This is a genomic window from Streptomyces sp. P9(2023) (assembly GCF_032436795.1).
In the GTDB taxonomy this organism is placed as follows: Bacteria; Actinomycetota; Actinomycetes; order Streptomycetales; family Streptomycetaceae; genus Streptomyces.
This window is the reverse complement of record NZ_JAUPWM010000037.1, coordinates 56,477-67,239: the sequence shown is the minus strand read 5'-3', so window position 1 is coordinate 67,239 and position 10,763 is coordinate 56,477. Positions and strand designations below refer to the sequence as shown.

9 protein-coding genes are annotated in these 10,763 nt (G+C 72.0%); 4 read left to right on the top strand and 5 right to left on the bottom strand.

Going from position 1 to position 10,763, the window contains the following annotated elements; all coding sequences use genetic code 11:
* Positions 1–90: 90 nt before the first annotated feature.
* From Q5762_RS30810 to Q5762_RS30800, 3 genes are read right to left on the bottom strand one after another with little or no spacing between them, the layout of a single operon-like run.
* Complete coding sequence (locus tag Q5762_RS30810; protein ID WP_315895567.1) at positions 91–867, bottom strand: enoyl-CoA hydratase/isomerase family protein; 777 nt, start codon at positions 865–867, stop codon at positions 91–93.
* Positions 864–1,289 carry an OB-fold domain-containing protein gene (locus tag Q5762_RS30805; protein ID WP_315895566.1) on the bottom strand — a complete coding sequence of 142 codons (426 nt, stop codon included), beginning with the start codon at positions 1,287–1,289 and terminating at the stop codon, positions 864–866. Before Q5762_RS30805 ends, Q5762_RS30810 begins: the two co-directional genes overlap by 4 nt.
* Before the next feature lie 17 nt (positions 1,290–1,306).
* Entirely contained in the window at positions 1,307–2,455 is a 1,149-nt protein-coding gene (locus Q5762_RS30800) for a lipid-transfer protein (protein ID WP_315895565.1), read from the bottom strand.
* A 116-nt stretch (positions 2,456–2,571) separates the two neighbouring features.
* Between Q5762_RS30800 and Q5762_RS30795 the strand changes: the two genes are divergently transcribed.
* The 3 genes from Q5762_RS30795 to Q5762_RS30785 all read left to right on the top strand — a co-directional run bounded on the left by Q5762_RS30795 (position 2,572) and on the right by Q5762_RS30785 (position 5,703).
* Complete coding sequence (locus Q5762_RS30795; protein WP_315895564.1) at positions 2,572–4,113, top strand: FadD3 family acyl-CoA ligase; 1,542 nt, start codon at positions 2,572–2,574, stop codon at positions 4,111–4,113.
* A 243-nt stretch (positions 4,114–4,356) separates the two neighbouring features.
* A complete protein-coding gene (locus Q5762_RS30790; RefSeq protein ID WP_315895563.1) occupies positions 4,357–5,031 on the top strand; it encodes a hypothetical protein in 675 nt (224 codons plus the stop codon).
* Positions 5,032–5,118: 87 nt separating this feature from the next.
* Positions 5,119–5,703 carry a Uma2 family endonuclease gene (locus Q5762_RS30785; RefSeq protein ID WP_315895562.1) on the top strand — a complete coding sequence of 195 codons (585 nt, stop codon included), beginning with the start codon at positions 5,119–5,121 and terminating at the stop codon, positions 5,701–5,703.
* A gap of 227 nt (positions 5,704–5,930) precedes the next feature.
* On the opposite strand, the gene Q5762_RS30780 is transcribed toward Q5762_RS30785, so the two are convergent.
* Positions 5,931–6,155 carry a hypothetical protein gene (locus Q5762_RS30780; protein ID WP_315895561.1) on the bottom strand — a complete coding sequence of 75 codons (225 nt, stop codon included), beginning with the start codon at positions 6,153–6,155 and terminating at the stop codon, positions 5,931–5,933.
* Positions 6,156–6,381: 226 nt separating this feature from the next.
* Positions 6,382–9,345 (bottom strand): BTAD domain-containing putative transcriptional regulator, encoded by a 2,964-nt coding sequence (locus Q5762_RS30775; RefSeq protein ID WP_315895560.1) that lies wholly within the window; start codon positions 9,343–9,345, stop codon positions 6,382–6,384.
* Between the two features lie 164 nt (positions 9,346–9,509).
* On the opposite strand from Q5762_RS30775, the gene Q5762_RS30770 reads away from it, so the two are divergent.
* Positions 9,510–10,745 (top strand): amidohydrolase family protein, encoded by a 1,236-nt coding sequence (locus tag Q5762_RS30770; RefSeq protein WP_315895559.1) that lies wholly within the window; start codon positions 9,510–9,512, stop codon positions 10,743–10,745.
* The last annotated feature ends 18 nt before the right edge of the window (positions 10,746–10,763 follow it).

Sequence of the window (10,763 nt, the reverse complement as noted above, 5' to 3'; positions counted from 1 at the left end):
CCCGGAAGGCCCTCACCCGTTCAAGACGCCTCAGCCGAGACCTCCCTCACCCGTCCCCAACCTCCCGGGGCAATACAGCTAGGGCCTGCCCTAGCGCAGCCGGAAGCCGTCCCCCCTTCGGGTGAACAGTTCGGCCTGCCGCTCCGGGGGCAGGTTCCCGAGCGTCACCAGGTGCGGGGCGTGCGCGAGGGCCTGGGCCCGGGCGGCCTCCCTGGCCGACCAGAGCGCCCGTACGGTGCCCTGCACCGCCTCGGTCGGATACGACGCCACGACGGTCGCGGCCCGCCGGGCGGCGTCCAGCGCGCCGCCCGTCTCCGTCAGTTCGGAGACGAGCCCCGTCTCGTACGCCCGCCCGGCCGAGACCCGTTCCGCGCTCCCCATCAGGGCCATCCGCGCGACCTCCCCGTACGGCATCTTCTGCGCCATGTGGATGGTCTCGAAGGCGCTGACCATCCCGTAGGTGGTGTGCGGGTCGAAGAAGGTCGCGTCCGCGCCGGCGACGAGGAACTCCGCCTCCCCGAGGAGGTAGAACGCGCCGCCGCAGGCCATGCCCTCCACGGCGGCGACGACCGGTTTCCACAGGTCGTTGGCCTTGGGCCCGATGGCGATCAGCGGATCGTCGATCGTGTACGGGGAGGAGGGCTGCGGGACACCCGTGGCGGCCGCGCGGTCGATCCCGGTGCAGAAGGCCCGCCGCCCGGCGCCGGTCACCACGGCGGCCCGGACGGTGTCGTCGTACCGGAACTCCCGCCAGGTATCGGCCAGTTGGCGTGCCATGTCCAGCGTGATCGCGTTGTGCTTGTCGGCCCGGTCGAGGGTGACGACCGCTACGCCGGTCTCCTTGTCGCGCTCGACGACGATGCTCATCCGCGCTCCAGGAGCCAGCGCGGCACGGCCATGCCGTCGATCTCGGTGAACGCCACCTTCACGCCCGCCCCGATCCGCAGCCGCGCCGGGTCGACGGAGTCGAGGGCCGCGTCCGGGGTGGCGACGACGTTGCCGACGAGCCGGATGCGGGGCGCCTCGGCGAGTTCGACGACGACGGCGTTGTACGGGGCCTGGGCGGCGTAGTCGGGCAGCAGCGGCGGGTGGGGGAGCACGTACGACCAGATCCGGCCGCGCCCCGACATCAGCCGCCACTCGCTCCCGAAGGACTGGCAGTGCGGGCAGCAGGGCCGGGGCGGGAAGCGGAGCTCGCCGCAGTCGGCGCAGCCCTGGATCCGCAGTTCGCCGCGGGCGGCGTACTCCCAGAAGGGCGCGCCGTCCTCGTCCACGACGGGTGTCAGCATGGTGGGTTCTCAACTCCTCAGGATCGAAGCAGGACGGCCGATGTGGGGACGCCCTCGCCGGCGGTGACCAGGCAGGTGGCGGCGTCGGGGACCTGGGCGGTGGAGCTGCCCCGGAGCTGCTTCACGCCCTCGTTGATGAGGTTGAAGCCGTGCACGTACGCCTCGCTGAGTCCGCCGCCGCCGGTGTTGATCGGCAGCCGGCCGCCGATCTCCAGGGCGCCACCTTCGGTGAACGCGGCCCCTTCGCCGCGCCCGCAGAAGCCGTACCCCTCCAGGGAGAGCGGGATGAGCGGGGTGAAGGCGTCGTAGATCTGGGCGACGTCGACATCGTGCGGACCGAAGTCGGCCTGCTTCCACAGGTGTCGGGCGGCGGTCCAGGCGGGTCCGGTGAGCGGGTCGTCGTTCCAGTAGTTGACCATGCCGTGGTGCTGGGCGGGCAGGCCCTGGGCGGCGGAGTGGACGTACACGGGCTTCTGCCGGCAGTCGCGGGCCCGCTCGGCGCTGACGATCACGCACGCCAACGCCCCGTCCGTCTCCAGGCAGTTGTCGAAGAGGCAGAGGGGTTCGCTGATCCAGCGGGCGGTCATGTACATCTCGCGGGTCAGCGGCCGTTCGTACATGATCGCGGCGGGGTTCTGGTTGGCGCGGTTGCGGCAGGCGAGGGCGACGTTGAAGAGGTGGTCGCGGGTGGCGCCGTACTCGTGCATGTAGCGGCGGGCCAGCATGCCGATCTCGTCGGTGGGCCGCAGCAGCCCGAAGGGCCGGGTCCACTGGCCGGGGGTGGCCAGCTGGACGGCGGTGTTCTTCCAGGGCCGCGGCCCGCTGCCGCGCTTGCGCGAGCGCCAGGCGACGCCGACGCTCGCCTGCCCGGTGGCGACGGCGGCGGCGAGATGCCCGACGGTGGCGCAGGAGCCGCCTCCGCCGTACCCGATCTTGGAGAAGAAGGTGACGTCACCGGCGCCGATGGCCTTGGCGACCTCGACCTCGTCGGTCTCCTCCATCGTGTACGAGGCGAAGCCGTCGACCTCGGAGGGGGCGATTCCGGCGTCGTCGAGGGCGGCGAGGATCGCCCGGCAGGCGAGGGTCTTCTCCGATTCGGGGAGCTGTTTGGCGAACGGTGTCTGACCGATCCCGACGATGGCCGTGGCGTCCTTGAGCACGGGCAACCTCCCGATGGCGAGCGGCAGTCACAGCTGCTGACAGCGCGTCAGGGTACAGCTAATCTGACGGATAGTCAGCTACGGGTGTCGGCTGTGCGGCTGTGTGGCGGGAGGGACGGGTAATGCGCGGTGACCTGGAGTGGGGCTCCATAGCGGGCCTTGTGCGCTCGGCGGCCGAACGGTACGGGGCGGCGGAGGCGGTCGTCGAGGGCCGTACGCGCGTCTCGTACGAGGAGTTGGGCGAGCGCGTCGAGCGGGCGGCGGCGGCCTGTATGGCGGCGGGTGTGGAGCGGGGCGACCGGGTGGCGATCTGGGCGCCGAACACCCTGGACTGGATCGTCTCGGCGCTCGGCGCGGTGACGGCGGGGGCGGTGCTCGTTCCGCTGAACACCCGCTTCAAGGGCACGGAGGCGGCGTACGTCCTCTCGCGTTCCCGGGCGAAGCTGCTCTTCGTCACGGGCACCTTCCTGGGGACCTCGTACGTCGCCTCCCTGCGCCGCGCGGAGGTCGAACTCCCGGACCTGGAGCGGGTGGTGGTGCTCGGTGAGAGCGCCCCGGACGACTACGTGACGTGGAAGTCCTTCCTGGCGGAGGGCGACGGGGTGAGCGGGCCGGAGGTCCGCGCGCGGGCGGACTCGGTGGCCTCCTCGGCCCCCTCGGACATCATCTACACCTCGGGGACGACGGGCGCGCCGAAGGGCGCGGTGATCACGCACGCCCAGACCCTGCGCTGCTACGACGTCTGGTCGGAGCTCGCGGGCCTGCGGGAGGGCGACCGCTATCTGATCGTCAACCCGTTCTTCCACACCTTCGGCTACAAGGCCGGGATCATCGCGTGCCTGATGCGGGGCGCGGTGATGATCCCGCAGCCGGTCTTCAACGTGGACACGGTCCTCGCCAACATCGCGGCGGAACGGATCTCGGTACTTCCGGGCCCGCCGACGCTGCACCAGTCGCTGCTCGACCACCCGTCCCGCGACGCGTACGACCTCTCGGCGCTGCGTCTCGTGGTGACGGGCGCGGCGGTGGTGCCGCTGCGGCTGGTGGAGCGGCTGCGGGCGGAGCTGGGGGTGGGCACGGTCCTGACGGCGTACGGACTGTCCGAGGCGAGCGGGATCGTGACGATGTGCCGCCGGGGCGACCCGGCCGACGTCGTCGCGACGACGTCCGGGCGCCCGATCCCGGACACGGAGGTCCGCCTCTCGCCGGCGGGCGAGGTCCTGGTGCGCGGCCACAACGTGATGAGCGGCTACTTCGAGGACGCGGAGGAGACGGCCCGCGCGATCGACGCGGACGGCTGGCTGCACACGGGCGACGTGGGCGTCCTGGACGAGGCGGGCAACCTGCGGATCACGGACCGGATCAAGGACATGTTCATCGTGGGCGGCTTCAACGCGTACCCGGCGGAGATCGAGCAACTCCTGGGCCTGCACCCGGACATCGCGGACGTGGCGGTCATCGGCGTCCCGGACGCGCGGCTCGGCGAGGTCGGCAAGGCGTTCGCGGTACGGCGGGCGGGGGCGACGGTGACGTCGGACGACCTGATCGCGTGGGCGCGGCGGGAGATGGCGAACTACAAGGTGCCGAGGGAGGTGGAGTTCGTGGGGGAGCTGCCGCGGAACGCGAGCGGGAAGGTGGTGAAGGGGGTGCTGCGGAGGCGGTAGGCGGGTCGCGGCGCAAGGGGGCCGCAACCAAGGCTGGGTATGGACACGTCATATGGGCAGGCGCCAGCAGAACGGAACGACCGAGCACGGCACGCAGCAAGGCACGAAGCAAGGCACGAAGCAAGGCACGCAACACGGCCCGAAAGCACGGCACGAAGCACCGCCGCAGCAGCACCGCGCCAGCAGCACCGCCCGCCGTACCGCCCCGCCCACAGTGCGCAGCCTCACTTCTTGGAGCAGCCGGTGTCGTCCCCAGAGATCCCCATGTCGCTCACCCCGCAGCAGGCCGCGCAGGGCGTGGTCCTCACCATCCAGACGCCGACCGGCCCCACCCGCGTCACCATCCCGCCCTGCCGGAACGGTGACCTCGTCCCCGTCCAGATCGGTGACGGCCTGGTCCTCCTGCGGATCCGCGTCGGCGGCCCCGTGCAGGCGCCGCGCAAGTCCGGGTTCCTGGGCTGCCTGGTGCCGCTGGTGATCGCCGGCGCGATCGCGTTCTTCGTCTACACGAGCAACGACGACGGCGAGAACAGCGGCGGCACTGCTCCGCCCTCGCCGAGCTTCTCGTACGAGACGCCCTCCCGGACGCCCTCGGAGGCCACGACCGCGCCGGCCCCCGCGCCCACCCAGACGACGGAGGAGGCCCCGGACCCGTACAAGAAGGGCACCTGCCTCAACGGCCGGCTCCCGGACTCGACGACCGCGCAGAGCGTCAGCGGAGTCGCCGAGGTCCCGTGCTCGGCGTCGGACGCGCACTACCGCGTGATCCAGACGTTCCCGCTGACCTCGGACCTGGACCGCTGCAACAGCAACCCGAAGACCCAGTACGCCTTCTCCCGCCGCTACACCATCAACGGCGCGACGATCAACGAATACGTCTACTGCCTGGTCGGCCTCGGCTCCTACGCGCGGGGGTAACGTTGAATCCGGTGCCGCATCGCCACCAACCGCCAGTGCCCCGGACGGTAACCCCGATGGGCCGTCGGAAGGACCGAGAACTACGCCATGCCCCCGATGACCGCTGAACGGCCTCAGATGAGCCTGGAATCATTCGAGGTCATCGCCGAAGCCGCCGCACGTGAAGACGTCGCGTTGGAGTTCGTCAACGGAAAGATCGGAGTCAAGCCGGTGCCTGACGGGGACCACGGCGAGATCATCCGCTGGCTCCAGCAGCGCTGTATGCAGCACCGTCCAGACCTGTGGCTCTACGCCGAGCAGGGGCTCAAGGTCGAGAAATACCGGAGTGGAGACGCCCGCGTCGACGGCGCCCTCGCGCCGCCGGACACGTTCGCCGGGCAGGGCGAATGGGCGAGCACCGAAGGTGTCCTGATGGTCGTGGAGGTCACCTCGTACGACAGGGACACGGACCGCCGTGACCGAGTGGAGAAGCCCGCGGCCTATGCGGAGGCGGGGATCCCTGTCTATCTGCTGGTCGACCGCGACAGAGGAACGGTCACCGTCCACAGCGAGCCCGAACGTGGCGTGTACGCGACGGTCGTGACGCGAGCTTTCGGCCACCCGGTCGTCCTTCCCGCACCGGTGGGCCTGACCCTGGAGGACACGGACGTGCTGAAGAACTACGTGCGCTGACGACGTGCGCCTGCGGACGGTTCCGTGGACGCGAAGGAGGGGCCGGGCGAGTGCCCGGCCCCTCCTTCTTGCTGTCCGGCAGTGGCGCGCGCCGCGCTCTGTCCGCCGAGGTCCCCCCGGCCCCGGCGGATGTCCCCCGAGCGCGTACGCGGCTCACTCCCGGACTGTCACGGCCCCGGCGGCTCCCCCGATGGCGTCGCCGCGACCGTACCCCGTGGCGGAGTGGTCTACTTGGCCGGCTCCGACGTCGCGTGCAGGTTGTCCGTCGTGGCGTCGGCGGTCAGCGGGGTGCCGGTGGCGTGCAGGTTCTTGGTGGTGATCTTCTCCGCTATGGCGTCCGCCGCGGGCTCCGACGTGGCGTGGAGGTTCTTCGTGGTCATCTCCTCGCCGCCGCCGGTAGCGTGAAGGTTCGTCGGCTTCATGACCGGCTCGTTCTTATCGATGTCGCCCATGGTGTTCGACCTCCTGTTGATGCTTCAGGGATGGTGGGCGAGGCCTGCCCGGCTGTTCCCCCGTGGACGGTCGGGCAGGCCTCTCAGGGCCGCTCACCATAGTGCGTAGGAGCGACGGTGTTACCAACGACCCGTCTGCCCCCCGACGCGACGGATCGATGGGAACAACCATGACGGATGGCGATAAACGAACGATGAACGCCCTGGCGGGGCGCCTCCGGGGCGGCTAGGCCGCCGACGCGGGGGTCAGCAGGCCCCGGACCTCGTCGGCCTCGGGCGAGCCCAACGCCTCGTAGATGGCCAGCGACTCCTGCCAGCAGACCTGGGCACGCCCCACCTGGCCGATGCCGTTCAGCGCCCTGCCGAGCACCATGAGGACGTTGCCCCGGCGCCACTCGCCCCCGATGTCCCGGAGCACCGTGAGCGCCATCTCCGCGCCCGACGCGGCGGCGGCGTACTGCCGCGCCGCGATGTCCACCTCGGCGATCCGGAACAGTGTCATGCCCTCCCACAGGCGCTGCCGGCTGTCGCGGAACACCGCGAGGGCCTCCATGAGCCGCGCCGACGCCGCCGCGAGCTGCCCGCTCGCCGTGAGGGCCATCCCGAGGGCGTACCGGCCGTTGGCGCCCTTCAGCGCGTGGCCCATCTCGTCGTACCGGTCGGCTCCCTGCTGTGCCAGCGCCACGGCCTCCGCCGTCCGTCCCGTGGCGAGATAGATGCGGGAGAGGTTGCACAGCGCGGCAGCCTCCCCGGCCCGGTCGTCGCACTCGCGGAACCGCGCTATGGCCCAGGTCAGGTGCATCTCACCGGCGTCGTACCGCATCTGGTACAGCGCGATGGCGCCGCGGTTGTTCGCCGCCCAGCACCCCGGCAGCGGATCCCCGACGGTACGCGCCATGCGCAGCGCCTCCTCCGCCTCGGAGTCGGCCAGGTCGAAGCGGCCCTGGTAGTGGTGGACGTACGCGAGGGTGTTGGCCGCCCGGCCCTCCGCCCGGGTGTCGGCCGCGGCGCGGGCCGCCTCGCGCAACCCCGCAGCGACCCCCTCGTACTCCTTGGAGTTCGCCCCCGACTCCGCCAGGTCCAGCGCCGCCCACAGCAGGTCCACCGCCCGCCGCAGTGTCGCCTCCGAGCCCGCCGACTGGCGTACGCATGCCAGCAGGCAGTTCGCCTCGGCGTACAGCCAGTCCTGGGCCGTGTGGCGGTCGGTGAAGGTGAGGCCCTCGTGTTCCGTTCGTGCCAGGTGGTCGATCAGGCGGTCGCCCGGGCGCTCGATCGCGTACACGCGGGCCGCCGTCGACAGGTAGAAGTCGAGGAGGCGGGACAGCGCGTGTTCCCGTTCCACCGGCGGCTGTTCGTCGCGTTCCGCGCATGCACGCGCGTAGAGGCGCACCAGGTCGTGGTAGCGGTAGCGGCCCGGCGCCGCGGACTCCAGGAGGGAGGTGTCGACCAGGGCCTCCAGGAGGTCCTCCGTCGCCTGGGGCGGGAGGCCGACGATCGCCGCGGCGGCCGCCAGGGAGATGTCCGGGCCGTCCGCCAGGCCGAGCAGGCGGAAGGCGCGGGCCTGGGCGGGCTCCAGCTGGCCGTAGCCGAGTTCGAACGTCGCCTTGACCGCGAGGTCGCCCGCCTGGAGCTCGTCCAGCCGGCGCCGCTCGTCGGCGAGCTTCGCCGCGAGCACCGCCACCGTCCAGGTGCGCCGCGCCGCGAGGCGGGACGCGGCGATACGGATCGCCAGGGGCAGGAAGCCGCAGGCCGCCACCACGTCGAGCGCCGCCTCGCGCTCCGCCGAGACCCGCTCCGCGCCGACGATCCGGGTGAAGAGCTGGAGCGCCTCCTCGGGCGACATCACGTCGAGGTCCACCAGGTGCGCGCCCGCCAGGTCCACCATCCGGATCCGGCTGGTCACCAGGGCCGCGCAGCCCGCCGTGCCCGGCAGCAGCGGGCGGACCTGGGCCGCGTCCCGGGCGTTGTCGAGGAGGACCAGGACCCGGCGGCCGTCGAGCGTCGAGCGGTACAGCGCCGCCCGCTCCTCCATCGAGTCGGGGATCGCCGAGTCGGGCGTGCCGAGGGCCCGCAGGAAGGCGCCGAGGACCGTCTCGGGCGCGGCCCAGCGGGAGCCCGCGCCCTGGAGGTCGACGTACAGCTGACCGTCGGGGAAGTGCGGGCGGGCCTCGTGCGCCACGTGCACGGCGAGCGTCGTCTTGCCGACCCCGCCGATGCCGGCGAGCGCCGAGACGGCCATCACGGACCCCTCGGCGGAGGCCAGTTGGGCGCCCAGCTCCCGTACGAAGGCGGCCCGGCCGGTGAAGTCCGGGACGGTCGCCGGGAGTTGCGCGGGCCGGGCCACCGTGGGCACGGGCGCGGACTCCTCGACGGGGCGGGCCAGTTCGGCGTCCGCGCGGAGGATCCGCTGCTGGAGCCGGGAGAGTTCGGGGTTCGGGTCGACGCCCAGCTCGTCGGCGAGGAGGCGGCGGGTGTCGGCGTACACGGCCAGCGCCTCGGCCTGCCGCCCGCTGCGGTAGAGGGCCAGCATGAGCAGCTCGCGCAGCCGCTCCCGCAGCGGGTGGGCGGCCGTCAGCGCGGTCAGCTCGGAGACGGTCTCCGCGTGCGCGCCGGCCTCCAGGTCCATGTCGAGCCGGGTCTCCAGGAGCTGGAGCCGCCACTCCTCCAGGCGCGTCCGCTGCGTCTCGGCGTACGGCCCCGGTACGGAGGCGAGCGCCTCGCCGTCCCACAGCCCGAGGGCCTTGTTGAGCCGTGACCGGGCCGCCGCGCGGTCGCCCGCGCCGCGCAGCTTGTCGGCCTCGGCGGCCAGCTCCTGCACGACGTTCAGGTCGAGGGCGCCGGCCCGGGCGGTGCGGATCGCGTACCCGCCCGACTCGCTGACCAGCACCCCGGGGTTGAGGATCTTGCGCAGCCGCGAGGCGTACGTCCGTACCGCCGCGAGCGCCTGCGAGGGCGGTTCGTCGCCCCAGATGGCGTCGATCAGCTCACCGGCCGTGGCCGTCCGCCCGTCGCGCAGCAGCAGTGCGGCGAGCAGCGCCCGCTGCTGGGGCGAACCGGAGGGCAGGGCCTCGCCGTCCCGCCAGGCGCGCACCGGGCCGAGCACGCCGAAGCGCAGGTCGTGACCGACATCGTCGGGACCTGTCGCCGGAGCGCGCTGCTCCGGAACGCGCGGGCCGTTCGCACGGTCCATAGCTCCCCCTGCCCCCTGCTGGTTTCGCCCAAGACAGTCTGCCTTGTCCGGAGGGGGTGCGTCAGCATCGGGTGACTGTCTGCACAAGTCCTGCCACATGATCCGGCATGTTCCGGCCGCCCAGACAGCTGACGGGTCGTCAGATCAGCGCTACCGTGAAACGCATGGAGACCTTCCCGAGCTTCCCCGGCTTTCCCAGGATCATCTCGGTGGACGACCACACCGTGGAGCCGCCCCACGTCTGGCGGGACCGGCTCCCGTCCAGGTACCGCGACACCGGGCCCCGGATCGTCCGGGCGCCGCTGAAGGAGATGACCTTCCTCGGCGGCAAGTTCGCGCCCGTCATGGGCGCCAAGGGCGACGACGGGCCGATCGGCGACTGGTGGGTGTACGAGGACCTGCACCGGCCGCTCACCCGGCTCGACACCGCCGTCGGCTACGACCGGGACGAGATCAAGCTCGAAGTCATCACCTACGAGCAGATGCGGCCCGGTTCGTACTCCGTGCCCGACCGGCTCGCCGACATGGACGTCAACCACGTCCAGTCCGCCCTCTGCTTCCCCACCTTCCCGCGCTTCTGCGGGCAGACCTTCACCGAGGCGAGCGACCGGGAGCTCGGACTCCTCGGGGTCCGGGCGTACAACGACTGGATGGTGGAGGAGTGGTGCGGCCCCGAGGCCCACGGGCGGCTGATCCCGCTCACCCTCGTCCCCCTCTGGGACGCCGACCTCGCCGCCGAGGAGGTCCGGCGGAACGCGGCCCGGGGCGTGCGCGCGGTCGCCTTCTCCGAGATACCGCCCCACCTCGGGCTCCCCTCCATCCACACGGACTACTGGGACCCCTTCCTGCGCGCCTGCGACGAGACCGGCACGGTCGTCGCCATGCACATCGGCTCCTCCAGCCGGATGCCGTCGACGTCCGCGGACGCCCCGCCGGCCGTCGGCTCCACCATCACCTTCGCCAACTGCTGCTTCTCCATGGTCGACTGGCTGATGAGCGGCAAGTTCGAGCGCTTCCCGAACCTGCGGATCATGTACGCGGAGGGCCAGATCGGCTGGATCCCGTACATCCTCGAACGCGCCGACGTGGTGTGGGAGGAGAACCGCGGCTGGGGCGGGGTCGCCGACAAGGTGCTGCGCCCGCCGTCGGAGCTGTTCGCCGAGCACGTCTACGGCTGCTTCTTCGACGACGCCTTCGGGCTGAGGAACCTCGACGCGATCGGCGTCGGGAACGTCCTCTACGAGACGGACTACCCGCACTCGGACTCCACCTGGCCGAAGTCGCGGGAGGTCGGCGAGGCGCAGATGGGCCACCTGGCCCCGGACGTGGTGGAGCGGATCGTGCGCGGCAACGCGATCGAGCTGCTGGGGCTTTCGGCGGAGGGGCTGTGGGTGCCGTAGCGGGCACGCCGCGAGCGG

What these genes read in the sequence shown, in the direction of transcription:
- Q5762_RS30805 (WP_315895566.1), bottom strand. Translation starts at nt 1,289, where the DNA reads ATGCTGACACCCGTCGTGGACGAGGACGGCGCGCCCTTCTGGGAGTAC.
- Q5762_RS30810 (WP_315895567.1), bottom strand. Translation starts at nt 867, where the DNA reads ATGAGCATCGTCGTCGAGCGCGACAAGGAGACCGGCGTAGCGGTCGTC.
- Q5762_RS30770 (WP_315895559.1), top strand. Translation starts at nt 9,510, where the DNA reads ATGGAGACCTTCCCGAGCTTCCCCGGCTTTCCCAGGATCATCTCGGTG.
- Q5762_RS30785 (WP_315895562.1), top strand. Translation starts at nt 5,119, where the DNA reads ATGCCCCCGATGACCGCTGAACGGCCTCAGATGAGCCTGGAATCATTC.
- Q5762_RS30775 (WP_315895560.1), bottom strand. Translation starts at nt 9,345, where the DNA reads ATGGACCGTGCGAACGGCCCGCGCGTTCCGGAGCAGCGCGCTCCGGCG.
- Q5762_RS30780 (WP_315895561.1), bottom strand. Translation starts at nt 6,155, where the DNA reads ATGGGCGACATCGATAAGAACGAGCCGGTCATGAAGCCGACGAACCTT.
- Q5762_RS30795 (WP_315895564.1), top strand. Translation starts at nt 2,572, where the DNA reads ATGCGCGGTGACCTGGAGTGGGGCTCCATAGCGGGCCTTGTGCGCTCG.